General features: G+C 73.5%; 22 protein-coding genes and 1 pseudogene. 15 read left to right on the top strand and 8 right to left on the bottom strand.

Translation table 11 applies throughout. The annotated features are described in order from the left end of the window. Nucleotides 1–8 precede the first annotated feature (8 nt). From ABZ714_RS29515 to ABZ714_RS29530, 4 genes are read left to right on the top strand one after another with little or no spacing between them, the layout of a single operon-like run. Nucleotides 9–980 (top strand): amino acid ABC transporter permease, encoded by a 972-nt coding sequence (locus ABZ714_RS29515; protein ID WP_358828408.1) that lies wholly within the window; start codon nucleotides 9–11, stop codon nucleotides 978–980. Beyond that, a complete protein-coding gene (locus ABZ714_RS29520) occupies nucleotides 977–1,750 on the top strand; it encodes an amino acid ABC transporter ATP-binding protein (protein ID WP_358828409.1) in 774 nt (257 codons plus the stop codon). Before ABZ714_RS29515 ends, ABZ714_RS29520 begins: the two co-directional genes overlap by 4 nt. Continuing rightward, nucleotides 1,750–3,405 (top strand): D-aminoacylase, encoded by a 1,656-nt coding sequence (locus ABZ714_RS29525; protein ID WP_358828410.1) that lies wholly within the window; start codon nucleotides 1,750–1,752, stop codon nucleotides 3,403–3,405. Before ABZ714_RS29520 ends, ABZ714_RS29525 begins: the two co-directional genes overlap by 1 nt. Next, a complete protein-coding gene (locus ABZ714_RS29530) occupies nucleotides 3,402–4,247 on the top strand; it encodes a serine hydrolase (protein ID WP_358828411.1) in 846 nt (281 codons plus the stop codon). The genes ABZ714_RS29525 and ABZ714_RS29530 overlap by 4 nt, the downstream gene beginning before the upstream one ends. 323 nt (nucleotides 4,248–4,570) lie before the next feature. On the opposite strand, the gene ABZ714_RS29535 is transcribed toward ABZ714_RS29530, so the two are convergent. After that, nucleotides 4,571–5,494, bottom strand: a complete 924-nt coding sequence (locus ABZ714_RS29535) for a LysR substrate-binding domain-containing protein (RefSeq protein WP_358828412.1) — start codon at nucleotides 5,492–5,494, stop codon at nucleotides 4,571–4,573. Between the two features lie 9 nt (nucleotides 5,495–5,503). Next, complete coding sequence (gene lysA, locus ABZ714_RS29540; protein WP_358828413.1) at nucleotides 5,504–6,847, bottom strand: diaminopimelate decarboxylase; 1,344 nt, start codon at nucleotides 6,845–6,847, stop codon at nucleotides 5,504–5,506. Nucleotides 6,848–7,230: 383 nt separating this feature from the next. Here lysA and ABZ714_RS29545 point away from each other — a divergent pair, with 383 nt between their 5' ends. After that, nucleotides 7,231–9,039 carry an ABC transporter ATP-binding protein gene (locus tag ABZ714_RS29545; RefSeq protein ID WP_358828414.1) on the top strand — a complete coding sequence of 603 codons (1,809 nt, stop codon included), beginning with the start codon at nucleotides 7,231–7,233 and terminating at the stop codon, nucleotides 9,037–9,039. After that, nucleotides 9,036–10,778, top strand: coding sequence for an ABC transporter ATP-binding protein (locus ABZ714_RS29550; RefSeq protein ID WP_358828415.1), 1,743 nt, complete (start codon nucleotides 9,036–9,038; stop codon nucleotides 10,776–10,778). Before ABZ714_RS29545 ends, ABZ714_RS29550 begins: the two co-directional genes overlap by 4 nt. Before the next feature lie 104 nt (nucleotides 10,779–10,882). On the opposite strand, the gene ABZ714_RS29555 is transcribed toward ABZ714_RS29550, so the two are convergent. Next, on the bottom strand, nucleotides 10,883–11,812 hold the full coding sequence (locus tag ABZ714_RS29555; RefSeq protein WP_358828416.1) for a class I SAM-dependent methyltransferase: 930 nt from the start codon (nucleotides 11,810–11,812) through the stop codon (nucleotides 10,883–10,885). A 214-nt stretch (nucleotides 11,813–12,026) separates the two neighbouring features. Between ABZ714_RS29555 and ABZ714_RS29560 the strand changes: the two genes are divergently transcribed. Continuing rightward, nucleotides 12,027–12,326, top strand: coding sequence for a hypothetical protein (locus ABZ714_RS29560; RefSeq protein WP_358828417.1), 300 nt, complete (start codon nucleotides 12,027–12,029; stop codon nucleotides 12,324–12,326). Here ABZ714_RS29560 and ABZ714_RS29565 read toward each other — a convergent pair. After that, nucleotides 12,289–12,639 (bottom strand): hypothetical protein, encoded by a 351-nt coding sequence (locus ABZ714_RS29565; protein WP_358828418.1) that lies wholly within the window; start codon nucleotides 12,637–12,639, stop codon nucleotides 12,289–12,291. The two genes, ABZ714_RS29560 and ABZ714_RS29565, sit on opposite strands and share 38 nt — an antisense overlap. A 14-nt stretch (nucleotides 12,640–12,653) precedes the next feature. Continuing rightward, the gene (locus ABZ714_RS29570; RefSeq protein ID WP_358828419.1) at nucleotides 12,654–13,484 is read right to left on the bottom strand and encodes an MFS transporter; all 831 of its coding nucleotides are present in this window, start codon (nucleotides 13,482–13,484) and stop codon (nucleotides 12,654–12,656) included. 214 nt (nucleotides 13,485–13,698) lie between these two features. Between ABZ714_RS29570 and ABZ714_RS29575 the strand changes: the two genes are divergently transcribed. Beyond that, nucleotides 13,699–14,364: a MerR family DNA-binding transcriptional regulator gene (locus ABZ714_RS29575; protein WP_358828420.1), complete on the top strand. Its 666-nt coding sequence runs from the start codon at nucleotides 13,699–13,701 to the stop codon at nucleotides 14,362–14,364. A 59-nt stretch (nucleotides 14,365–14,423) separates the two neighbouring features. On the opposite strand, the gene ABZ714_RS29580 is transcribed toward ABZ714_RS29575, so the two are convergent. The 3 genes from ABZ714_RS29580 to ABZ714_RS29590 form a co-directional block, all read right to left on the bottom strand. Further along, complete coding sequence (locus ABZ714_RS29580) at nucleotides 14,424–15,317, bottom strand: DMT family transporter (RefSeq protein ID WP_358828421.1); 894 nt, start codon at nucleotides 15,315–15,317, stop codon at nucleotides 14,424–14,426. Nucleotides 15,318–15,544: 227 nt separating this feature from the next. Beyond that, entirely contained in the window at nucleotides 15,545–16,792 is a 1,248-nt protein-coding gene (locus ABZ714_RS29585) for a hypothetical protein (protein WP_358828422.1), read from the bottom strand. After that, the gene (locus tag ABZ714_RS29590; RefSeq protein ID WP_358828423.1) at nucleotides 16,789–17,838 is read right to left on the bottom strand and encodes a lysine-2,3-aminomutase-like protein; all 1,050 of its coding nucleotides are present in this window, start codon (nucleotides 17,836–17,838) and stop codon (nucleotides 16,789–16,791) included. Before ABZ714_RS29590 ends, ABZ714_RS29585 begins: the two co-directional genes overlap by 4 nt. A 562-nt stretch (nucleotides 17,839–18,400) precedes the next feature. Between ABZ714_RS29590 and ABZ714_RS29595 the strand changes: the two genes are divergently transcribed. The 7 genes and pseudogenes from ABZ714_RS29595 to ABZ714_RS29625 form a co-directional block, all read left to right on the top strand. Beyond that, nucleotides 18,401–19,129, top strand: a complete 729-nt coding sequence (locus ABZ714_RS29595) for a gamma-glutamyl-gamma-aminobutyrate hydrolase family protein (protein WP_358828424.1) — start codon at nucleotides 18,401–18,403, stop codon at nucleotides 19,127–19,129. Next, the gene (locus tag ABZ714_RS29600; RefSeq protein WP_358828425.1) at nucleotides 19,027–19,857 is read left to right on the top strand and encodes a GNAT family N-acetyltransferase; all 831 of its coding nucleotides are present in this window, start codon (nucleotides 19,027–19,029) and stop codon (nucleotides 19,855–19,857) included. Before ABZ714_RS29595 ends, ABZ714_RS29600 begins: the two co-directional genes overlap by 103 nt. Before the next feature lie 28 nt (nucleotides 19,858–19,885). After that, the gene (locus ABZ714_RS29605) at nucleotides 19,886–21,679 is read left to right on the top strand and encodes an FAD-dependent oxidoreductase (protein WP_358828426.1); all 1,794 of its coding nucleotides are present in this window, start codon (nucleotides 19,886–19,888) and stop codon (nucleotides 21,677–21,679) included. 39 nt (nucleotides 21,680–21,718) lie between these two features. Continuing rightward, nucleotides 21,719–23,176, top strand: coding sequence for a pyridoxal-dependent decarboxylase (locus ABZ714_RS29610; RefSeq protein ID WP_358828427.1), 1,458 nt, complete (start codon nucleotides 21,719–21,721; stop codon nucleotides 23,174–23,176). A gap of 123 nt (nucleotides 23,177–23,299) precedes the next feature. Beyond that, nucleotides 23,300–24,304 (top strand): DMT family transporter, encoded by a 1,005-nt coding sequence (locus tag ABZ714_RS29615; protein ID WP_358828428.1) that lies wholly within the window; start codon nucleotides 23,300–23,302, stop codon nucleotides 24,302–24,304. 82 nt (nucleotides 24,305–24,386) lie between these two features. Next, nucleotides 24,387–25,130: an NAD(P)H-binding protein gene (locus tag ABZ714_RS29620; protein WP_358828429.1), complete on the top strand. Its 744-nt coding sequence runs from the start codon at nucleotides 24,387–24,389 to the stop codon at nucleotides 25,128–25,130. Nucleotides 25,131–25,295: 165 nt separating this feature from the next. Further along, nucleotides 25,296–25,389 (top strand): annotated as a pseudogene (locus ABZ714_RS29625) (YebC/PmpR family DNA-binding transcriptional regulator); the annotation flags it as partial.

Below are 25,389 nucleotides of genomic sequence, written 5' to 3' on the forward strand. Positions count from 1 at the left end.
ATTCTGCAATGACCGGCTCCGGACCGGCCGCGGCTCCCGCGTCCCCGGTGGCGGATCCCGGCACGGACACCGGCCCCGCCGACGGCGACGCCCTCGCCCTGAAGGTGTCCGCCCGGCCCAGGCCCGGGCGCTGGCTGGCCGTCGCCGCCGCCGTCTTCTTCGCGGTCTGGCTGGCGTACACCGTCGTCGTCAACCCCAACCTCCACTGGGACATCGTCGTCGACTACCAGTTCGACCAGCGGATTCTCAAGGGCCTCTGGGTGACTGTCCAGCTCACCCTGGTCTCGATGGCCGTCGGGATCGCCATCGGGGTGCTCGTCGCGGTGATGCAGCTCTCCGAGAGCCCCGTACTCCGGGTCATCGCCAGCGCCTACACCTGGTTCTTCCGGGGCACCCCGCTCCTGGTCCAGCTGATCTTCTGGTTCAATCTGGCGCTCCTCTTCCCGGTGATCGGCATCGGGATCCCCTTCGACGGCCCCAAGCTCGTCGAGTGGCAGACCAACGCGGTCATCACCGGCTTCGTCGCGGCCCTGCTCGGGCTCTCCATCAACGAGGGCGCCTATATGGCGGAGATCGTCCGGGCCGGGATCCAGAGTGTCGACCCCGGACAGCGCGAGGCGGGCGAGTCCATCGGCATGTCGAACCGGCAGGTCCTCACCCGGGTCGTCCTGCCGCAGGCGATGCGGGTGATCATCCCGCCGTTCGGCAACCAGTTCATCTCCATGCTCAAGACCACGTCCCTGGTCTCGGTGATCGCCGGATCCGATCTCATGACCGTCTCCCAGCATCTCTACCTCGCCAACTTCGAGGTCATCGCCCTGCTGATGGTGGCGTCGATCTGGTACCTCGTCCTCACCACCGTCGCCAGCGTCCTCCAGCACTTCGTGGAACGGCGCTACAACCCCGCCGCCGTCCCGGTACGCCGCCGGGTCCTGGCCAACCTCGTACCCGGCCGTACCGGCAAGGGAGCCGCCGCGTGAACGACATCGTCCTCGAAGCCCGGGGCATCCGGAAACGGTTCGGCGACACCGAGGTGCTCCGAGGCGTCGACCTCGACGTCGCCCGGGGCGAGGTGGTCTGCGTCATCGGCCCCTCCGGCTCCGGCAAGTCCACCCTGCTGCGGTGCTTCAACCATCTGGAGAAGATCGACGCGGGCCGGGTCCGGGTCGACGGCGAACTCGTCGGCTACGAACAGCACGGCACCTCCGGGACCGTACTGCGGGAGCGGCGCCCCAAGGACATCCGCCGCCAGCGGGAACGCATCGGCATGGTCTTCCAGCGGTTCCACCTCTTTCCCCACCGCACCGCCCTCCAGAACGTGATGGAAGGGCCCGTCGCCGTCAAACGCCGCCCCCGCGCCGAAGCCGAACGGCAGGCCCGGGAACTCCTCGACCGGGTCGGTCTGGCCGACCGCGCCGGCCACTACCCGGCCCAGCTATCCGGCGGCCAGCAGCAACGGGTCGCGATCGCCCGCGCCCTCGCCATGGAACCGGCCCTGATGCTCTTCGACGAACCCACCTCCGCCCTCGACCCCGAACTCGTCGGCGAGGTCCTGGCCGCCATGCGCGACCTGGCCCGGAGCGGAATGACGATGATCGTGGTCACCCACGAGATGGGCTTCGCCCGGGAGATCGCCGACCGCGTCCTCTTCCTCGACCGGGGCGCCACCGTAGAAGAAGGACCCCCGGAGCAGCTCTTCGGCGACCCCCGGCACGAGCGCACCCGCGCCTTCCTGTCGACGGTGCTGTGATGGCGGCTCCCACGGCCGCCCCACGGCCCCCCTACGACGTACTGCTCCGAGGCGGCACCCTGGTCGACGGGACCGGCGCCCCGCGCCGGGCCGCCGACATCGGGATCACCGGCGGCCGGATCGCCGTACTGCCGCCGGGCACCCGCCCCGAGGCGGCCGAGGTGATCGACGCGGCCGGACGGATCGTCACCCCCGGCTTCATCGACGTCCACACCCACTCCGACGCCCTGGCCGCCCGCCCGGCGGACCGGGCCGAAGGAGGGGGAGACGGCGACGACGCCCTCGAAGCCCTCCGGCTCGCCCCGCTGCTCCAGGGCGTCACCACCGAGATCGCGGGCAACTGCGGCAGCGGACTCTTCCCCGCCCGGCCCGAACGGCTGCCCGCCCTCGCCGAGCACACCCGGGTCGTCTTCGGCATCGGAGCCGTACCGCCCGCCGAGGACTTCGACGGCTTCGCCGCGGGCCAGGACCCGGCCCTGCGCCGTACCCATATCGCGTCCCTGGTGGGCCACGGCACCCTCCGCGCCGGAGTGATGGGCTTCGACGACCGTCCCCCCGCCCCCGGCGAACTGCGCGCCATGTGCGCCCTGCTCGACCGCTGTCTGGCCCAGGGCGCCGCCGGGCTCTCCACCGGACTGATCTACCCGCCCGGCGGCTACGCCGGCACCGGCGAACTCATCGCACTCGCCGAGGTGGCCGCCCGGCACGGCAAACCGTATGTGACCCATCTGCGGGACGAGATGTCCCAGGTGGAGACCGCCGTCGAAGAGGCCCTGGAGATCGCCCGCGAGTCCGGCGCGCCGCTCCAGATCTCCCACCACAAGACCGCCGGACGCCACGCCTGGGGCGCCACCCTGCGGACCCTGCCGATGCTGGAACGCGCCCGGGCGGAGGGCGTGGACGTCCTGTGCGACGTCTACCCCTACACGGCGGGCAGTACGGTACTCCACGCCCTGCTGCCGCCCTGGGCCAACGAGGGCGGCATCGGAGCCCTGCTCGCCCGGCTCCCCGACCCGGCGGTCCGCGACCGGATCCGTACCTCCATCGCCCGGGGCGTCGACGGCTGGGAGAACACCGTCGGCAACGGCGGCTGGGACCTCGTCTCCGTCGCCGCCGCCCCCCGCCACCCGGCCGCCGAAGGACGGCGGATCGCCGACCTCGCCGCCGAGGCGGGCACCGATCCGGTGGAGTACGTCTGCGATCTGCTGCTCGCCGAAGCGGGCGGGGTCACCATCATCAGCCACTCCATGCGCGAGGACGACGTACGCCGGGTGATCGCCAGCCCCCTGTCCATGATCGGCTCCGACGGGGTGCCCAAACCGGGGCGCCCGCACCCCCGCTGGGCGGGCAGCTTCGCCCGGATCCTCGGCCACTACGGGCGCGACGAGGGACTCCTCACCCTGGAGAGCGCCGTCCACAAGATGACCGGAGTGCCCGCGCGGCGATTCGGGCTCACCGGACGCGGCACCGTCCACGACGGGGCCCGGGCCGATCTCGTCGTCCTCGACCCCGATACCGTACGGGACAACGCCACCTTCGACCGTCCGCTGCTCGCGCCCGACGGCGTCGCCGCGGTCGTGGTCGCGGGGCGGGTCGCCGTCCGCGACGGCCGGCCCACCGGGGTGCGCGCCGGAGAGGTGGTGAGGGTGCCGTGACACTGGCCCGAGTGGCCGCGGCCGCCCGCAGCGCCGCCGCGCTGCCGTTCGTCCTCGGCGTCGCCGCGATCGACGTGGACGACGGCCGCGCCATCGGCGTCGACGACACCGTCGTCCTGCCGGTCGCCTCCACCGCCAAGCTGCTGCTGCTGGCCGAGGTCGCCCGCCGGATCGACGCCGGTGAACTCGACCCGGCGGCGCCGGTCGAACTCGACCCGGCCGACCCCGTCCACGGCACGGGCCTCCTGGTCCGGCTCGGCCGCACCGGCTGGACCCTCGGGGACCTGGCCCTGCTGACCGCCGCCGTCAGCGACAACACCGCGACCAACGCACTGCTGCGGCTGGTGGGGACCGAGTCGACCGGCCGCCTCGCCCGGCGGCTCGCCCTCGGCGAACTGACCGTCCACGACCGGGTCCGCGACCACCGGGGTCCCGGTGACCCGCCGGTCTTCGCCACCGGCACCGCCCGCGCGCTCGCCGAACTCGCCGCGCACACGGCCCGCGGCACCCTGGTCACACCGGGGGCGTCCCGGCTGCTCCTCGGCTGGATGCGGGCCAACACCGACCACGGCCTGGCCCCGGCACTCGCCGTCCACGACCCCTACACCGAGGACTTCCCGGTCCCGCCGCCCGGCGTCCTGCTGGTCGCCAACAAGACCGGCACGGACCCCGGGGTCCGTGCCGACACCGGCGTCTTCATCGGCGCGCGCAGGGTCGCGTACGCGATCGTGGCGCACTGGGACACGGCCCTCGGCGAGAGCACCGAACGGGCGGCGGTCCACGCCATCCGCGACGTCGGCCGCACCCTCGCGGAGTACGCGGCGACGCCCGGAGCGCCCTGAACCGGCGGGGCGCGGGACGCCCCGCCCCGGAGCGCCGGACGGGCCGGGTGCGGTCCGCCCGGCCGGGGTCGGACCCGATGGTCCCGGCGTACGGAGCCCTCCGGGCCCGGAGCTCCCGGTCCGCCGGGCCGGCGGCGCACAGGAGGCGTGGGGGCGGTGGGCCGATGCGGGGACGGGGGCGCCGGGACATGCCGGCGGCTTCCGCGTACGGCGTGGGTCCCACAAGGGGCCGCGTCCGCCGGACCCGGGAGCGGTGATGCCGTACGCGGCCGGGGCCCCCGCTCCGGCGGACGTACGGGACTTCTACGGCGGCGCCCCCGGACTCACGCCCACTGCGCCCCCAGCAGCGCCCCGACCTCCTCGGCCGCCGAGCGCAGATCCGTCAGGAACGAACGGAGCAGCGGATTCTCATTGGTGCCCCGGGTCGCGACGCCGATCCGGCGGTGCAGGCGGGGGTGGTCGAGCCGGCAGACGTGGACGCCCGCCGTATCGCCCAGACCGAGCGCCGGGACCAGGGCGATCCCCATACCGGCCCGGGCCAGATTGATCGTCACCTGGTAGTGGTCGCTGCGGCAGCGGACCCGGGGCAGAAAGCCCTCGACGGCGCAGGCGCGCTCCAGGACGGGCTCCCCGCTGTGGCCGCCCCGGGTGCCGATCCAGGTCTCGCCCTCCAGGGCGGCCAGCCGGACCACCGAACGGCGGCCCAGCCGGTGCCGCAGCGGCACCACGATCAGCTGCGGCTCGTCGAAGAACATCTCCACGTCCACCGACGCCTGACGGCACCACGGATCCAGCGGATGTTCGAAGACCACCACCGCGTCCAGCCGTCCCGCCTCCAGATCGGGGACCAGTTCGTGCGGCTGTCCGAGGATCAGCTCCAGCTCCACATGGGGCCGGGCCGCCGCGAACGCGGACAGCGCCCGGGGCAGCAGCTCCAGACCCGCCGAGGCGAAGAATCCCAGCCGCAGCACCCCGGCCTCGCCGACGGCATGGCCGCGCAGATCGTCCCGCGCGACGTCCATCAGATCGGCGATGGCCTGGGCGTGCTCGGCCAGCCGCCGCCCGGCGGCCGTCAGCCGCAGACTCTGCGGGGCGCGCTCCACCAGCGCGACGCCCATCTCCTGCTCCAGCCGGGCCAGCTGGTGCGAGACCGCCGACGCGCTCAGATGCAGCGCCCCGGCGGCCCCCACGATGGTGCCCTTCCGGGCGATCTCCAGCAGGACGAGCAGACGGCCACTGTTCAGCATCGCGCCAGATTAGGCCGTGGTCAGCCGACGCGCGGTGACCTGTGCCACCCCCGCCGTGCCCGGCACCTCACCGGGGCCGGGGACATCCAGCCGCAGCAGATCGTCCTCGGTCTCGCGGCGGACCACCAGCCGGGCACCGCCGTCGCGGACGAAGACCACCGCCGGACGGGGCAGCTTGTTGTAGTTGGACGCCATGGCATAGCCGTACGCCCCGGTCACCGGGGTCGCCAGCAGATCGGAGACCGCCAGATCGGCGGGGAGCGCCGCGTCGTCGACCAGGATGTCGCCGCTCTCGCAGTGCTTGCCCACCAGCCGGGCCCGCAGCGGGCGGTCAGCGAACGGCGCGCGGGGCAGGAACGCCTCGTACCGGCCGCCGTAGAGGGCGGGGCGGATGTTGTCGCTCATCCCGCCGTCGACCCCGACATAGGTCCGGACGCCCTCGATGTGCTTGATCGTGCCCACCCGGTAGAGGGTCAGCCCCGCACGGGCCGTGACGGACCGGCCGGGCTCGACCACGAACGGCCCCGTCCAGCCCGCGTCCCGGACGGCCGTCCGGACCCCGGCGGCCCACTCCGCGAACGAGGGCACCCGCTCACCCGCCTCGTACGCCACCCCCAGCCCGCCGCCCACGGTCAGCCCGGCCACCCCGGATTCGACGGCGAACCGGGCGATCGTCGCCGCGCCGTCCGCGAGCCGCCCGGCGTCCAGCACCTGGGAACCCACATGGGCGTGGACACCCTCCAGCGCCATCGCCCCGGACGACCGGGCCCGCCGTACGGCCGCCGCGGCGGCACCCGTCGCCAGCCCGAAACCGAACTTGGAGTCCGTGCCGCCGGTACGGATCGCCTCGTGGCCGCCCGCGGCGACCCCGGGCGCCACCCGCAGCACCACCGGGACGGGGGCGAGCCCGTGGACGGCGGCGAGCCGCTCGATCCGGTCCATCTCGTCGAAGTTGTCCACCACGACATGCCGTACCCCGGCCCGGACCGCGGCCAGCAGTTCGCCGTCGTCCTTGTTGTTGCCGTGCAGGACGATCCGGTCGCCCGGCACACCCGCGTTCAGGGCCACCCGCAGCTCACCGCCGGAGGCGACGTCGAGCAGCAGCCCCTCCTCGTGCGCGAGCCGGGCCATCGCGGTGCACAGGAACGCCTTGGCGGCATAGGCGACCCGGCCGGGCCCGAAGGCGGCGACCGCCTCCCGGCACCGCCGCCGCAGATGCTCCTCGTCGTAGACGAACAACGGCGTCCCGAACCTGCGCCCCAGCTCCACGAGGGAGACCCCGCCGACGGACAGCCCGTCGGGGCCGTCCTGCGCGGTCAGCGGCAGCAGATCCGGGGAGACGGCTTCTGACATGGTTTCCTCCCCGTTGGCCGGACTCACCGCCATCCTCCGGCCCCCGGCCGGGCGGCAAAAGCGGAATCTTCGGTGGGTGAGCATCGGAAAAACGGTGGCTGCCGCCGGGGCGCCGCGGGGCAGCGCCGTCACGTTTCATCACCGGGGGAGCCGGTTTCATCACACCAGCCGCCGGGACCGCGCCCGGCGGGGTTGCCGGGCGACACCACCGGGGCGGGCGGCGGCCCCGCCCCCGCCCGCCTTTGACATCACGTTTCCTTCAAGAACCAGGATGGAACGCGAGGCCGGGCCGGACCGGACGCCTCCGGCCGGGACCGCCGACGCGGCACCGGGGAGACGGGCCGGGCCGCCCGGCACCGACGACGTCCCGGAGGACCATGGGCATGAGCACCACCACCAACGCACGGACGGCCGCCGCGCCGGGAGCCGCCCCGGACGCGGAAGCGGACCCGGCGGCCGGGCTCGCGAGAACCGGCGCCCTGGCGCGGCTGCTCGCCCCGGTCCGGACCCATCTCGTGATCTGCGCGCTCCTCTCGGCCCTGGGCGCGGCGGCGGGCATCGTGCCGTACATCGCCGTCGCGGAGATCGCGGCGCTCGTCCTCGACGACCCGGGGGGCGCCGACCGGGCCGTGTGGACCTGGGTCGGCGTCGGCGCCGCGGGCGCGGGCCTGTGGCTGCTGATGCTCGTCCAGTCCGCCCGGATCGGGCACTACGCGGACGCGGCGATCCTGCACGATCTGCGGGTCCGGATCGTCCGCCATCTGGGCGCGCTGCCCCTGGGCTGGTTCCGGGCCTCCGGCTCCGGCCGGGTCAAGCGGGCGATGACCGGCGACCTGGAGGAGATGCACGAGGTCATCGCCCATGCCCTGGGCCGGCTCACCGGCGCCCTGACCGTCACCGTCGTCGGTACCGGCTACCTCCTCCTGGTGGACGCCCGGATGGCGCTGATCGCGCTCGGCGTGCCGGCCCTGACGGCGGTCTTCTACCGGATCTCGATGCGCTCCATGACGACCCATATGAACCGGCTGATCGCCGCCGAGGGCCGGATCAGCGCGGCCAGCGTCGAATACGCGGACGGCATCCAGGTCGTGAAGACCTTCGGCACCGGCGGACGGGTACTGCGCTGCTACGACGACACGGTCGACGAGTACGCCGCGGCCTTCGCCGCCTGGGTCGCCGAGGTCCGCTACAGCTCCGCCGTGTCCCGGCTGTGCGGCTCCGAGACGGCGGTCCTCGCGGCCGTCGCCACCGCCGGACTGGTCCTCGTGGACCGCGGCTCGCTCGCCGTCGCCGAACTCGTCGCCTTCCTGGTCGTCGCGATCGGACTGCCCAACTCGATCATCCCGGCCGTCACCGCCTCCCAGGGGGTCCGCAAGGGCCGGATGGGCGCCACCAACATCGAACGGCTGCTCGCCCAGCCGCCGCTGCCCGAACCCGGCGAGCCGCGGCGCCCCGCCGGACACGGTGTCGAGTTCGACCGGGTCACCTTCTCCTACGACGGCGTCACCAACGCGCTGGAGGAGATCGACGCGGTCTGTCCGCCCGGAACGGTCACCGCGATCGTCGGACCGTCCGGCGCGGGCAAGACGACCCTGGCGAGCCTGCTGCCCCGGTTCTACGACGTCACCGGCGGAGCGGTCCGGATCGGCGGTACCGACGTCCGCTCGATCCGGTCGGCCGAGCTGCTGGCGTCGATGTCGCTGGTCTTCCAGGACGTCGCCCTGCTCCGGGACAGCGTGGCCGAGAACATCCGGATCGGCCGCCCCGGCGCCGACGACGCCGCGGTCCGCCGGGCCGCGACCGCCGCCCACGTCCACGAGGTGATCGAGCGGCTGCCCGACGGCTACGACACCCCGCTCGACGCGGGCGGCGGCGCCCTCTCCGGCGGGGAACGCCAGCGGCTGACGATCGCCCGCGCCATCCTCTCCGAGGCGCCCGTCGTCGTACTCGACGAGGCCACCGCGGCCCTCGACCCCGACAGCGAGTCCGCCGTCCAGAGCGCCCTCGCCACCCTCGCCGTCGGCAAGACCGTGATCGTGATCGCCCACCGGCTGCACACCATCGCCGGAGCCGACCAGATCCTCGTCCTCGACCGGGGACGGCTGGCCGAACGGGGCCGCCACGAGGAACTGCTCGCCCGCGACGGGCTCTACGCCCGGATGTGGGCCGCGCAAGAAGGAGTACTCGTATGATCCGCCGGCTCTACCGGCTCTGGCCCGACCCCCGGCTCCTGGGCCGGCTCTGGCTGCTGACGGCCGCCCAGGCCGTCCTCCAGGGGCTGCTGCTCGGACTGCTCGTCCCGGTCCTCGACGCCGTCGTCCGCCCCGAGCCCGACCTCGGCGCGGCCCGCCCCTGGCTGGTCACCGGCGCCGTCGGCGCCCTCTGCTACGCCGTACTCGGCGTCGTCGCCACCCCGGTCGGCTTCGCCGCCGCCGGATCCCTCGCGGCCCAGCTCCGCCGCAGGCTGATGCGCCATGTCAGCACCCTGCCGCTGGGCTGGTTCACCGCCGAGCACAAGGCCCGGCTCGCCCGGGCCGTGACCGCCGACGTCGGCGACGCCCCCCATCTCGCGGTCACCGTCGCCGGACCCGCGATCACCGCCACCCTGCTGCCCGCGACGGTCGTCGCCGTGACCCTGGTGGTCGACTGGCGGATGGCGCTGCTGCTCTGCGTGATCGCCCTGGTCGCCCTCTGGGCGCTGCGGCGGGCCGGGCGGATCGCCGAACTGGCCGAGACCGAACTCGAACGGGCGGCGGCCCAGGTCGCGGGCCGGGCCGTCGAACTCGGCCAGGCCCAGACCGTGCTCCGGGCCGCGGGACACGCCGACGGCACCCCCCGGATGCGGGCGGCGCTGGCCGACCACCGCGAGACCTACCGCGAGGGCATGCGCCGGGCCCGGCGCCCGTTCTTCGTCTACACCGGTGTGATCATGGCGGGGTTCGTCGCCGTACTGGCCCTCGCCGCGGCCCTGATGCTCGGCGACCGGGTCGAGGTCGCCGAAGGCATCGCCCTGCTGGTACTGGCCGCCCGCTTCCTGGAGCCGCTGGGCAATCTGATCGACCTGATCGGCGCCCTGCGCGCGATGACCAACAAGATCGCCCGGATCGAGGAGCTGCTGGCCACCCCCACCCTGCCCGCCCCGGCCGAACCGGTCCGCCGGATCGACACCGCGGACATCGAGTTCAGCGGCGTCGGCTTCACCTATCCGGGTGGCGACACTCCCGCCCTGACCGGGGTGTCCCTGCGCTGCCGACCGGGTACCACCACGGCCCTGGTGGGGCCCTCGGGCTCCGGCAAGACGACGGTCACCCGGCTGATCGCCCGCTTCTTCGACGTCGACGCCGGGGCGGTCCGGGTCGGTGGCACCGACGTCCGCGAACTCGACCCGGGCACCCTGCTCGACGAGATCGCCATCGTCTTCCAGGACGTCTATCTCTTCGACGACACCATCGAGAACAACCTCCGGCTGGCGGCCCCGGACGCGACCGAGGAGGAGCTGGCCGCCGCCGCCCGGGCGGCCCGGCTGGACGAGGTCATCGAACGGCTGCCGGAGGGCCGGCGGACCCGGGTCGGCGAGGCCGGGGCCCAGCTCTCGGGCGGTGAGCGCCAGCGCGTCGCGATCGCCCGCGCGATCCTGAAGCGGGCCCGTATCGTCCTGGTGGACGAGGCGAGTTCGGCGCTCGACCCGGAGAACGAGGCGGCGGTGGCCCAGGCCCTCGCCAACCTCGGCAAGGACCCGGACCGTACGGTGATCGTGATCGCCCACCGGCCCGCGACCCTGGCCACGGCGGATTACGTGGTCTCGCTCGACGGCGGTCGCGTCACGGAGTACGGCACCCCCGGGGAGCTGGCCCGGACGGACGGCGCCTTCGCCCGGCTCCGCGGCCAGTACGAGCGGGCCCGGCACTGGCGGATCGCCGACCGCGGCTGAACCGTCCGTACCCGCCCCGTGTCCGCCCCCCCCGGCGGGACCGACGGCCGACGGCCACCGGCCCGCCGGGCGCGCGGCGGACCGGCAGCCGGTGGACGGGCGGTTCAGCCCTGGTGCCGCCACCAGAACGAGGCGGGCCGGTCGTGCCGGGTGACACCGAGCCGCCGCCACAGCGGCCGCAGCAGATCGCGGAGTCCGGGATCGCCGTGGACGAAGGCGTTCGGCAGGACGACGTCGAACCGCTGCGGGGCCGCCGTCAACAGCGCCGCGAGCAGATACTGCTCCGAGTAGAGCCGCCACCGCCAGGACTCCGGATAGTCCGACGGCAGCATGATGTCGTGCACCTGGACCAGCACACCCGGCTTCAGCCGGGGCAGCAGCTCGAAGAAGAAGACCATCACGTCCGAGCCCATGTGCAGCCGGTGCGAACCGTCGAGGAAGACGATGTCACCCGGCTCCAGCGCCTCGAAGACGGCGGGATCCGCCTGCTGGAGCGGAACCCGGATCACCTCGTCGCAGATCGCGTCGATCGGGGCCCTCGGCGTGGGGTCGATCGAGACGATCCGGGTGGCGAGCCCGAGATCGTCGACGGCCCGCCGGGCGAACATGGTGGAGTTGCCCGAGCCGATCTCCAGATACCGGGCCGGCTTCACCTCGGCGAGCAGCCCGTAGAGGGCGAGCGCGTCCAGCGGGGGTAGCCAGGTATTGCCCCAGAAGGGGTCGGAGCCGTACTCCAGGCCCTGGACGGGGATCCGGGCCAGCAGGTCCTCGTGGTCGAGGAAGCGGGTCAGCCGATCCGCGTAATCCGTCCGCCCCTTCTCCAGCAGAGCGCGTACGGGGGCGAGTTCGGCCCGGGGCTCCGGGGTGATCATATGGTCGAGGAAGACCGGTTTGACCAACCCCGAGGCCCAGAGCAGCAGCCCCTGGGCGAAGGGTCTGTCGTCCAGCCGGTCGAGGCCCCGCTGAAGTGCGGGAAACCGGTCGAACAGATTGGGTGAGGGTTCGCGGGCGGCGGTGGACTTCTGTGCGCGCAAGGGAGAGGGAGCCTTTCGGTCACGATACGGCCGGGAAGGACGTGCTCTGAGGCGTGCGCGGTGCGTGTTCGATCGGAGGAATGATCCGGACTCGAAGATCTTTTCCCGAAACGCCCGGGTGAAATCCGGCGCCTTCCGGCCACTCCGCCACCTCGACGGCGCCCCCGCCCGGCGGGACACTCGTCGCGCCCGGAGTGTGTTTCGAGGGGGAGCGATGCCGGCGACCGTCGGGGAACGAACAACCGCCGCACTCTTCGGTGGCACGGTGGGCGGACTGCTCACCGCGGTGACGCTCGAATACTTCGTGGAGGCCGCGCTGAGCCTGGACTGCTCGGCGTCGCTGCCGTGGAAGGCCGGTCTCGGGGTCGGCGTTGTCGTCGCCGCGGCGCTCTGGTTCGCGGCGGGGCCCGACGACTACGGGCCGCGCCCGGGCGGAAGGTCCTGGGAGGAGGAGTTCGGCGACGGCGGCGGCAATCTCAGCTGCGGCGACCGCGGTGGCTGTGGAGGAGACTGACGGGCCGTCCGGCCCGCCGCCCGGGGCAGGGCACGGTTCCGGCCACGGCCCGGGGCTCCGGACCGTTCTCGCCCTGCGCGAGGTTCCGGCGCAGCCAGCCGGGGACCAGCAGACCCGCCGCGGCGACCACGACCGCCAGCAGTACCGGCCAGACGAAACCGGTCCGGGCGGCGAGTGCCAGCCCCGCCGCGTTGACCGCGGTGATGAAGACGCCCTCCACGCAGAGCGGCAGGGTGTAGTCCCCGGCCGCCGACTCCGGCCGGGCCAGCCGCATCGACACCGCCGAGATCAGGGTGACCTTCGCCCCGTACACCGTCCCCGTGGCGATCAGGACCAGCGCCGTGGGCCCGAGGGGGCGTGCCCGAGGGCGAGCGGCAGCAGGGCGGCGGTACCGACGATCCCCGCGACGGCCAGGACCGGTGCGCACCGGCGGACCCCGAACCGGGTCAGCGCCGCCCCCATGACCAGCGCCGCGACCGTCTGCACCCCGTATCCCACCGACTGGACCAGGGCGATCCGGTCGGCCTGCCAGCCGGCGTCCAGCAGCATCGCCGACTGCGGGCCCGACACCAGCCAGCCCCCGGCGGCGAAGGCCGGAATGACCGCCAGGGCCCACCAGCGGGTGCGCGGACGCCGGAGGTAGTCCAGCAGGGCCCCGAACCCCGCCGCCCGGGCGGAGGTGTCCGGGGCGGCCGGGCGGACGGCCGGTTCCGCCACCCGGGACAGGACCGCCAGCGGTACGGCGTACACCAGGGCCAGACAGACCAGGGCGGCCGTCCACCCGGCACGGGCGTACAGCAGCAGGGCGCCGCCCGAGCCGATCAGCATGGAGAGGGACGCGGCGGCCGTCTGGACGCCGTTGGCGGTGCCGTACGACCCCGGTGGCACCAGACGTACGGTGAAACCGGCGAGGGCCGTGTCATGGACCATCGACACCAGCATGAGCAGCACCGTCAGCACCAGGACCCGGGGCAGATCGGCGACCGGGTCCAGCGGCGCGAGCGCCAGCAGTATCGCCACGAGCGCCAGCTGGGTGGAGATCAGCACGCCGCGGTAGCGGCCCGCCCGGGACGGCCGGACCCGGTCCACCAGCGGCGCGGCGAGGAACCGGGCCGCGTAGACCAGCCCCAGCAGATTGACCAGGGCGACCGTGCCCATCGACACGCCACGGTCAGCAGAATCGTGCCCAGGGTGAGACAGAAGAACGAGAAGCCGATGTAGGCGACCAGATGGAGGGCCCCGAGGACGGGGAGCACCCGGCGAGCGGGGTGGGTCGTCGCCGTCGTTCCGTTCATCGCACCTACGCTCTCCAGCGGTGGGTAAGGTTAGGCTCACCTTGCTTGTTGCGGTGGACGTGATGTCAACTGGGCCCATGGACGAGCACCGTGTCGACATCGGCGAGGCGGCGGCCCTGTTCGGGCTGTCCCCCGCGACCCTCCGCTGGTGGGAGAGGACCGGCGTACTGCCCCCGCCGCCGCGTATCGGTGGCCGCAGGCGGTACGGCGAGCGCGAGCTGCGCCGGGTGGGACTCGCCTACCTCTGCTGCGTCCTGGGACGGATGCCGCTGGGCAGCGCCGTCTCCGTGGTCTCCGGGAACGACGGCCCCGAAACCTGGCGGCAGGCGGTCACCGACCAGATCTCCCGGCTCGACCGGGAGCTGGACGAACTGCGCACCGCCCGTACCTATATGACCCATCTGCTGCGGTGCGAGGACGACGACATGACCGACTGCCCCTATCTGGAGTGGGAGGTCCGGGCCCACACTCCACGGGGCAGACTGCCGCACGAGGACGTCGTCGCCGCGGCGCGCGCTGCGGGCACCGGAGCATCCCCGTACGGCCGGGACACCGGCCGTACGGGACACCGCGGGCCGCGTGACGAAACGGGTGACGGGGCGGCGGGGAGTGACGCAACACCCCCGGTCTGCCGGGCCTGCGGCTGGGCCCTGCCCACCGGGCCGCGCGCCGGCAGGCCCCGGGTGTACTGCTCCGCGGCCTGCCGCCAGCGGGCCTTCCGCACCCGCAGGGCCGGAGCCTGACCCGCCGGCCGGGGCCGGTGCCGACCGGGATTCCGTACGGCCCCGGTCCCGGCCGCCGCTCACTCGTCGAGATCGTCCTCGGTGAAGAGGAAGATCCCGCCGATGATCAGGGCCGCCCCGATGAACTGCCAGACGGTGACGGACTCCTTGAGGAAGACGATCGCCGCGGCCACCCCGAAGACCGGGATGATGTTGAGCACGATGCCCGCGGCGCTGACCGAGAGCCGGGTGATGGCGTGGTTGTAGAGGAGATAGGCCACCCCCAGGCCGAAACCGCAGACCACCGCGGCCACCAGCCAGTGCCCGGGATGGACCGAACCGGTCAGCGCGTCGGCACCCGCCCCCCACTGCCAGGCCAGCAGCGGCAGGGTGAACAGCAGGCCGAAGGCGAACTGATACGCCGTCACCGCCAGCGGATCCATCACCAGCACCGCCCGGCCCGCGATCATGGTCGCGACAGCCGCCGCCAGCGATCCGGCCAGCACCAGCAGGGAACCGGCGGAGAGACCGAGATCCGCCCGGGGCCCGCCGAGCACGGCGACGCCCGCGGCGGCCAGTACCACCCCGGTGACCGCCCGCCCGGTGGGCATCCGCCGGTTGAGGAACGCGGCCAGCGCCACGATGAAGACCGCCTCCGTGCCGTCGAGCAGGGCGGCCTCGGTGGCGTCGATATAGGCGAGCCCCAGGCCGATCGCCCCGTACCCCAGCATCGGCTCGAAGAGCCCGAGCAGGGCGAGCAGCCGCAACTGCTCACCGGTGGGCCGCCGGTGCCCCCGGGCCAGCAGGATCGTCCAGAGCAGCGCCGTCGACGCGGCGAGGATCAGGGCGAGCAGACTGACCACGGACAGCCCGGCCAGCGCGTACTTCTGTCCCGTGGTCCAGACGCCCCACAGCACCGCGGCGATCAGCAGCGGCGGAAGTCCGGTCTGCCGCCGGGTGAAGACGGTGGTCATCGGGTTGACTCCGGCTCCGGAAACCGGGCCGCCGGGGACGGCCGCCGGGCGAAGGATCCGGGGGGCGCGGTGTGCTGCATGGGCATACGATCCCGTCGTCGGCGTCGCCGCGCGGAAGAACGCGCGAAGGAACTCATGGCGGAAGTGGCGGAAGCGGCACGGATGTAGCACGGCGAAGGACCCGGCCGCCACACCGGTGCCCCGGCCCGGAGGACCGGCGGCACCGTTCAGATCCCCAGCGCCTCCTCCACCACCCGCTCCGCCTCCGCGACGGTCTCCGCCGCCCCGCCCGCCACGAGATAGCGCCACTTGCCGTCGAGATGGCGGGTGTCCGAGGTGATCACGGCCCGGACGTCACCGGACGGATCGGCGAGACCGGCCGCCGCCAGCCGGTCCACGGCCCGGGGAAAGTCCAGGTCACCCGTGCACAGCCGGCCGTCGGCACGCCAGTGCAGCGGTCCCGGTCCCGGCCGCAGCCGCCGGGCCAGCCGCTGGAGATAGGTGCCCCCGGTGGTCCGTACATTGGCCTCGGTGATCACATAGCCGCCGTCGTGGACACCGAAGTCCACATCGAGGATCCCCCGGTAGCCCGCCGCGCGCAGCCGCTCCCCGACGGCCAGGGCGGCGGCGCGCAGTCCGGCCGTACGGGGCCCGTCGGCGGCCGGGGTCACCATCCCGGTCCAGGCGTTGTTCACCGTCCGCTGGTCGCAGCTGTAGTACTCGGTGACCCCGGTCTCCCCGGCGATCAGCTCCAGGCTCGGTGACGCGGTGAGCGGCAGGAACTCCTCGTAGACCCAGCCGCAGTCCTGGTCCGGCTCGTCCGCCAGCGCCGCCCGGACCCGGCGTTCCCGCCCGGCCCGCGCCCCGGCCGGCACCACCACATTCCCGAAGCCGGTGGAGGAGCGGTCGCGCTTCACGATCGCCGCCGGACGGTCGGCGAGAAACGCCGTGACGGCGGTGACGAGCCGCTCGCGGTCGGCCGCCCAGCCGCCGTCGGCGACCGGCAGCCCCAGTTCGGCGGCCGTCTCCCGGATGCCGCTCTTGGTGTTGATCCGGCGCACCTCGCGCAGGGTGGCATCGCTCGGATGGGACGCGTAGGGAAAGAGCCCGACCCCGGTCGCGCGGGCGAAGTCGACGACCCGGCGGTCCAGCGCGAACGGCTCCACGAGCCCCGGCGCGACCAGCGCGTCCAGGGCGCCGAGCGCGGCGGCGACATCGAGGACATGGCCGGTGGTGATCTCCGCCGGGGCCACGACCTCGACCCGGTCGACGTCGAGCCCCACGGTCCGGGCCACGTACTCCCGGAACCGGCCGCCGCACGGCGCGAGCGTCACCACGCAGTCGCCCGGCTCCGCCTCCCAGAGCATCCGGGGCGTGGGCAGGGCCATGGCCCGCAGATAGCGGGCCGTGGGGTTGGCGGCCATGGTGTCGCTGTTGAGGTTGGAGAGGATCGTCCGGTTCGGCCGCGGGGTCATCCGCCGCTCTCCTCGGCCGCGGGTGCCGGGGGATAGTGGTGCTCCTCGCCCCAGGGGTCCGTGACCCGGGTGGTGTCGTCGCTCAGATAGCCCGGGCCGATGGGCACCTTTCCGTGCCCACCAGGGATGTCGAGCACATAGGTGGGCTGGCACATCCCGGAGACCCGGCCGCGCAGACTCCGCATCAGCTCCTGCCCCCGGGTGATGGTGGTACGGAAGTGGCCGGTGCCCTTGGCGAGATCGCCGTGGTGCAGGTAGTACGGCTTCACCCGGTTGACGATGAGCGTACGGAACAGGTCCTCCAGCGCCTCCGGCGTGTCGTTGACCCCCTTCAGCAGCACCGTCTGGCTGACCAGGGGGATCCCGGCGTCCACCAGCCGGGCGAGCGCCGTCCCGGCCTCGTCGCCGATCTCCTGGCTGTGGTTGGTGTGCACCACGATCCAGACCGGGGTGTCCATCCGCAGGGCGTCGATCAGTTCGGGGGTGATCCGGCCCGGATCCACCACCGGCACCCGGGTGTGGAAGCGGATCACCTTGACGTGGTCCACCGCGTCCAGCGCCGTCAGGATCGGCCGCAGCTTCGACGCCGCGACGACCAGCGGATCGCCGCCGGTGAAGATGACCTCCCACACCTCGGGCCGGGCCCGGATGTAGTCCAGCGCGGCCTCCAGGGCCGCGCCCCGCAGCATCGGGTCACCGGGGCCGACGACCTCCCGGCGGAAGCAGAACCGGCAGTAGACCGGGCAGACATGGACCGGCTTCAGCAGGACCCGGTCCGGATAGCGGTGGGTGATCCCCTTGACGGGTGTGAAGGGGTCGTCGCCGATCGGGTCGTCGCTCTCCTCCGGGGCTTCGACCAGCTCCAGTGGTGTGGGCACGAACTGGCGGCCCACGGCGTCGTCCGGGTCGGCGATCCGGTCCAGGACGGCGGGGGTGATGCTCACGGCGTAGCGCCGGGCCACATCGGTGATCGCCGGCAGATCGGCCTCCTCGACCAGCCGGCCGGCCACGAGGTCCTTCGGTGTGCGGGCGGAGCGACGTCCCACTGGTCTCTTCCTCTCCCGTCGTGCCATCGCTCGGACGCGATGCCTGACCTGTGCGGATCGGATGGGAAACGCTGGTACGGCGGAGCGGCGCCCGGTGGCGCGTGGCGGAGAGCGGGAGCCGGGTTCACACCGTGGAACAGATTGAAGCCCCGGCCGGTCATCTCGATGAACGACCTCGGCATACCCGATGCTGGTGGCCGCATCGGTGACTTGTCAACGAGAAGAGGCGAAGCAATGGAATCGTCATACGATTCCATTGGCCTATCGGCAGGTTGTCGCAAGATCTGTGCATCGAAGCGTTTTCGACAATCAACGCGGGCCGTATGGTAAGACCTCGTAACTTTCTTTGCCGACCGCCCTTGCGCGCCGTCACCGGCTTCCGTTAGCGTGCCGTTCGCCGCGGTATTTTCCGTTCCCTCGCCGGGCGCGACCGTCCACCGGACGGCCGTGCGTCACACATCCGTGCCATGTGGGGAGCCAGGCCCATGCACGCAGCTCAAACGGATCACCACCACCCCTGTCCCGGCCCGGCGGACGCCCGTCGCCGCCCGGGCCGCCCGTCATGACCCCTCGTATCGGGATCACCGCCCGCTTTCGCCGGGAACAGCTCAGCCACTGTATTCACCGGGGATATGTCGACCAGGTGGTGCGGTCCGGCGGAATGCCACTCGTCGTCCCCTGTACGGAAATCGCGCTCTGCGAACCCTATCTCGCCGCCTTGGACGGGCTGTTGCTCACCGGCGGCGAGGACATCGACCCGGCGCACTGTGCGGGCCCGGACCGGCAGGGCGATTATGCCTACCAGCCCCGACGTGATGCGTTCGAGCTGCGACTGGCCCGTAATGCCATGGACCGTGGAATGCCGGTCCTCGGTATTTGCCGCGGTGCCCAGATCCTCTATGCGGTGACCGGGAATTCCCTGATCCCGCACATTCCCGACGTCAACGGGGGACTGGTCGCCCACCGCGCGTCCCTCTCCGAATCCGTCCGGCACTCCGTCACCCTCGCCGAGGACAGCCGGGTCCACGCGGCCTACCGGGAGCGCGCGGTGAAGGTGACCTCGTACCACCATCAGGGCCTCGGGGAGCAGTCGCCGGGCGATGTGCGCTGGCGCGTCACGGCCACCGCCGACGATCTGCTGCCCGAGGCCGTCGAAGCGGAGGGGCACCGATGGACCGTCGGCGTGCTGTGGCATCCGGAACTCCCCGCCGACCCGGGCGGACCGGACCCCGATCCGCTGATCGCGGCGTTCGTGACGGCGGCGGCAGCGGCGGTGACGGCGAGGGGCTGACCTTCGAGGTACGCCGGCTCGGACCCGGCGACCTCCCCCTCCTGCTCGACCTCCAGCGGCGGGTCCACGGCGCCCTGGACGACCCCTCGATCCTCCAGACCAGTACCCCCGAGTTCATCGCCTACTGCCTCGGCGGCGGAGGACGCTGCTACGGGGTACGGCACGGCGCCCGTACGGTGGCGTACCGGATCGTCTACTTTCCCCGCGACCGCCCGTTCAACCTGGCCCGGGACACCGCCATCGACCCCGCCGAGCACCGGTACGTCGCCCACTGGGACACGGTCGCCGTCCTGCCGGAGCGGCGCGGCCACGGGCTGGCCCGGCTGATGAACACCCGGGCACTCGCCGACCTGGCGGATACCGACATCCGCCATCTCCTCGCCACCAGCGCCCCGGCGAACCCGCACGGGGTACGGACCCTGATGGCAGCCGGATTCCGGCCCGTGGACCTGGTCCGCAAGTTCGGCGGCCGACTGCGGTTCCTGCTCTACCGGCCCGCGCCCGCCGCCGGACCCGCCGCGCCCGCCGCCGGGCCGACCGGCACCGCCCCGGCGGCGGGCGGACCCCCGGAACCGGAGCGCGTGGTGGACTTCGCCGCCACCGCGGAACTGGCCCGCGCCTTCGCCGACGGCTGGACCGGCGCCGCCGTGGAACCCGGCCGCGACGGCGAAGGCCCCCGGCTGCGTATGGTCCACCGCCCCCACCCCTTCGGCACCGCCCGGAACTGAACCGACCGCAAGAACAGGACCGCACGAGATGGAGATTCTGCTCACCAGCCCCCGACCGGACCTGGGCACCACCGACTTCGCGCGGGCCGGGAACGTCGTCCACGCCCCGGAGCTGGACACCGCCCCCGCCGACCGGCTGCTGGCCGCCCTCCTCCGGTACGGCGCGACCGGGCTGATCGGCTCCCGGCGCCCCGCCGGACCCCTGCTCGACCACTGGGAACGGCACGTACCGGGGGTGAAGTTCCTCGCCTACGAGACCGGGCCGCCGGTACCGGGACCGGCCCGGCCCGGCGGCATCGAGGAGTACCGCGGCGGTACCGGACTCGACGGTCTCGCCGCCGCCCTCGCCCGCTGCGAACGGCGCTACACCCTCGCCCGCCCCCTGCCCGGCCCCGGCGGCCCCATCGGCCGCCGATTACCCGAGACCGTCCTCGTCGGCGCCGGGATCGTCAATCTGGTCACCGCGATCGCCCTGGTCGAGGCGGGCCACCGGGTGACCGTGATCGACCGCTCACCCGCCCCCGGACGGGCCCGCTGGGACGCGTACGGCTGTACCCACGCCGGGGACGACGCCCGGATGTTCACCTTCACGGAGATGGACAACTACAACAACCAGGACTTCCACGGCGGCCCGCCCCGCCACTTCCGCCGGCTGATCGAGGACCACGGCTGGCTGGCCCGCGAGCCCGCATCCCTCACCGCCGCCGAACGGGCCTGGATCGACGAGTTCGAACGCGTACCGTCCTGGCTGGCCCGCGCCTACAACGAGGACGTCTTCACGCTCAGCGCCGAAGCCGCGGGCGAGTGGACCCGGCTCCGCCGCGACCGGCCCGAACTCTTCGACGGCGTCGTCCTCGCCGACGGCATCCTCCGGGTCTACTCCGACCCCGGCCACCTCGCGGCCGCACTCGCCCGCCACCACGCCATCGGCGCCGTCCTCGCCGAACCCACCCCCGCCCGGCTCGCCCACGACGCCCCGGCCCTCGCCCGCCCCCTCGCCGACGGCACCCTCGCGGGCGGCTTCCTCGTCCCCGGCTTCACCCTCAACGTCCACAAGTTCACCCGGCGGATCACCGCCTGGCTGCGGGGCCACGGAGTCCGCTTCCACTGGAACACCCCCGTCACCGGCGTACGGCGCGACGCCGACGGCACGGTCACCGGACTCGACTGCGCCCTGCCGATCCCGCCCGGCGCCCATCTCGTCGTCTCCCCGGGCGTCCCCGGCGACACCCTGCTGGCCCGCACCCCCTGCGAGGGACGGATCCACGGAGTCCTGGGCGGCTGGACCCGGGTCGGCAACGACCCTCCCGGACTGCGGCACTCCCTCAAAGCGGGGCGGCGCGGCCATCTCGCCGAGGACGCCAATGTGACCCTCGCCGTCGACGGCGCCGGACGGGACATCCTCGTCGTCGGATCCGGCTACGGCTACACCGGCGCCGGAACCGAACCCGACCCGCGCCAACTGCGCGCCCTGCGCCGGGGCGTCCTCGACACCGCCGACCGGCTCTTCCCGGACCGGAACGCGCCCTACACCTCCGCCGACCCCCACGACGGCTACGCCTTCAAATACTGCGTACGGCCCTGGACCGCCACGTCCCTGGGCGTCCACCACACCGAACCGACCGCCGACGGGGGCCTGTTCGTCGTCACCGGCGGCCACAACACCGGCGGATTCGCCCAGTCGCCCGCGGTCGCCCGCGCCGTCCTGGCATCGCTGCGCCGGGAGAGCCACCCGATGCACCGGCTCTACCACCCGGAGCGCTTCACCGCCTTCGCCCCCGCGCCCCGGGCGATCGCGGCGGCCCCCCTGGCCGGCCGCTGACCGCCGCCCGGCCCGGCCCATCCGCGAGACGAGGACGCCATGCACACCGACCCCCCGCTCGACCCCGACTGGGACGAGTTCCGCGCCCTGGGCAAACGCATCGTCGACGAGATGGCCGACCACCTCGCGGGCATCCGCGACCAGCCGGTCTGGCAGCCCGTCCCTGACACCGTCCGGGCCGGTTTCACCACCCCCCTGCCCACCGGGGGCCGCCCCATGGACGAGGTCTACGAGGAGTTCCGGGCCACGATCCTGCCGTTCCCCCGGGGCAATATCCACCCCCGCTTCTGGGGCTGGGCCAACGGTTCGGGCGTCCCCGTCGCCGCCCTCGGCGATCTGCTGGCCTCCCTGATCAACTGCACCCTGGGCTCCGGCGGCAACGCGGCCATGATGGTCGAGGAACAGGTGGTGGAGTGGTTGAAGGAGGCCATGGGCTGGCCCGCCACCGGCTCCGGAGTCCTCACCAGCGGCGCCTCCATGGGGCAGCTCACGGCACTGGCCGCCGCCCGCCAGGCGTGCGGGGCGGCCGACGTCCGCGGCGAGGGCGCCGTCCTCGGCGGCGTCCAGTACACCGTCTACGGTTCCGTCGAGACCCACCACTCCGTGGAGAAGGCGGTGGAACTCCTCGGCATCGGACGGCGGTTCCTCCGGCTCGTCCCGGTGGACGACGCCCACCGGATCGAGATCGGCGCCCTGCGCCGTACCATCCGCGCCGACCGGGCGGCCGGACTGCGCCCGCTCTGCGTCGTGGGCAACGCGGGCACCGTCAACACCGGCGCCGTCGACCCGCTCGACCAGCTCGGCGCCCTGGCCCGGCGCGAGGGCATGTGGTTCCACGTCGACGGCGCCTTCGGCGCCTTCGCCCGGCTCGTCCCCTCCCACCGGCCCCTGCTGGCCGGACTCGCCGAAGCCGACTCCCTCGTCCTCGACCTCCACAAATGGCTCTACATGCCGTTCGACGTCAGCTGTCTGCTGACCCGGGAAACCGGCGTCCTGGAGGCCGCGTTCCGCTCCGGCGCCGACTACATCGCCCCCACCGAACAGGGCCCGTCGGCCTATCCGGTGGCCTTCTCCGACCGGGGCGTCGAACAGTCCCGCCGGTTCCGCGCCCTCAAGGTCTGGTTCGCCCTCAAGACGCACGGCGCCGACGCCTTCGCCGAGGCCCTCGCGGAGAACCTCGCCCAGACCGCGCACCTGGCCCGTCTGATCGAGGCCGACGACCGTCTGGAGCTGGTGTCCCGGGGCGACCTCAACGTGGTCTGCTTCCGCTACGTCCGGCCCGGCGCCGACGCCCGGGAACTGGACCGGATCAACCGGACCGTCCTCGGCCGGCTCCAGACCCGCGGCCTCGCGATGCCCTCCCACACCCGGATCCGGGGCGCGTTCGTGCTGCGGGTCGCCCACCACAACCACCGCTCCGAACCGGCCGACTTCGACTTCCTCGTCGACCAGGTACGGCGGCTCGGCGACCTGGCCGTCCGGGACGGCGGGTCATGACCGGGCCGGGGCGCGGACGGCGTGGGCTCCCCGCCGTACCCCGGCCGGGCGGGCATCATGTCCCCGGAGAGGCCCCGGCGGCGCTCCGGGCCGGCGGGCGGAGCAGACGGGAGAGACGTACGGATGACGCGTACGGCACCGGGCACCCCGGCCGCGGGACTCGCCGCCGCGCTCACGGCCACCGCGCTCTGGGGCTTCACCTTCCTCGGTCCCGCCGCCGTCGCCCCCGTCAACGTCTACGCCCTCGTCGTCGGCCGCTACGCCGTCTTCGGAGTGCTCTCCCTGGCCGTGCTGCTGACCCGCCGCCACCGGCTCCGGGCGCTCGACGGCCGCTCCGTCCTGGCCGCCCTGCACCTCGGCGTCGTCGGCTACATCGGCTTCTATCTGCTGCTGGGGCTCTCCGCCGAGACCGGCGGCAGCGTCCTGGCCGCCACCCTGACCGGGCTGATCCCCCTGATGGTGGCGGTGGTCTCCAACGCGCTGGAGCGGGTCCTGCCGTGGCGCGCCCTGGTCCTGCCCGTCCTGCTGACCTCGGCCGGACTGCTGCTGGTCAACGGCGGCGCGCCGACCGGCGGCACGGAGGGTTCGGGACCCGCCGCCGGGGTGGTGCTCGGGGTGCTGGCGAGCGCCGCGTGGTCGTACTTCGTGATCGTCAACCACCGGCTGCTCGCGCGCCGGGCGACGGTCGACAACACGACCTGGACGGCGCTGATCGGCCTCGGCGCCTTCGCCGGATCGCTGGTCCTGGTCCCGGTCGCGGCTGCCGCGGGCGGCCCGGCACCGTTCTCGGACGCCGCCGTGTTCGTCCCGTTCCTGCTCTGGTGCGCGGCGATCGCGGTCCTGGGCTCCTGGTGCGCCACCTGGTTCTGGAACATCGCCTCCCGCCGGCTGCCCGCCGCCGTCATGGGTCCGGTGATCGCGATGGAGGCGGTCTTCGGCGCGGCCTTCAACCTGCTCTGGGCGGGCCGGACCCCGACCTTCCACGAACTGTGGGGCGGTGCCCTGGTGGTCGCAGGGGTCCTGCTGGGCTCCGTACTCTTCCACCGCGCGGGCCGCGCCCGGAGCCCGGCCGGGCCCGCCGTGCTCCACGACGCCCGGGAGGAGCCGTCGGGTACGGGCCGCGGCTGACGGCGGCGGGGCCCTGCTGGTGACATCGGCCGCCCGACAGCCCCGGCGATAAGGTGCACGGATCGAATCCGGGGAGGAACACATGCGGATCGCCGTGGCCGGTGCCACCGGCAATATCGGTACGCTCACCGTCGCCGCGCTGGCACGGAACGGGCACGAGGTCGTCGGGATCAGCCGCTCGCTCGGTGTCGACCTGGTGTCAGGGGAGGGGCTGGAAGAGGCCCTGACCGGGGTCGACGCGGTCGTCGACGCCACCAACAACCCGCCCGGTGAGCGGGAGAGGACGGTGGAGTATCTGGGGACCGCCACCCGTAACCTGCTCGCCGCCGGATCCGGGGCCGGGGTCCGGCACCATGTCCTGCTGTCGATCGCGGCGGCGGTCCGGGTGGACGGCAACGCCCACTACGCGGGCAAGCGGGAGCAGGAGCGGCTGGTCGCCGAAGGGCCGGTGCCGTGGACGATCCTTCCCGCGACCCAGTTCCACGACTTCGCCGAGATGGTGGCGGGCTGGTCCGAACGGGACGGGGTGGCCACCATCGCCCCGCTGCTGGTCCAGCCGGTCGCCCCGGCCGATGTCGCCGACGTACTCGCGGAACTCGCCGAGGGCGAACCGCGGGGCCGCTACCCGGACCTGGCCGGTCCCGACCCCCACGACCTGGTCGACATGGCCCGCCGTACCCACCTGGCCCGGGGCCGTTCGGTGAAGCTCGTCCCCACCTGGTCGGGGATCATCGGCCCCGCCATGGCCGGAGACGTCCTGCTGCCCGCCGACGGCGCCCGGATCGCCCCGACCACCTTCGACACCTGGCTCGACCAGCAGCGCTGACCCGCCGACCGGACCGGCACCTTGCGGACCCCCGTTCCCCGGTCCGCCCCGGGCGCGGCCACGGGATCCGCTCCGGGCCGTGTGCGCGAGGGGCGGCCGACGCGACCGTCACCGAACGGCTCTCCGGCACCGGGCCCCACCGCGGGGGCGCCACCCGCCGGTGGCGAGGACGACGTGCTCGGCGCGGTGCTGGACGCGGGCGCCGAGGAGGTCAACGACCTCGGTGAGTCCTTCGAGGTGCTGAGCGAGGCCACCGACC

This window comes from Streptomyces sp. NPDC006798 (assembly GCF_040635975.1).
GTDB lineage: Bacteria > Actinomycetota > Actinomycetes > Streptomycetales > Streptomycetaceae > Streptomyces.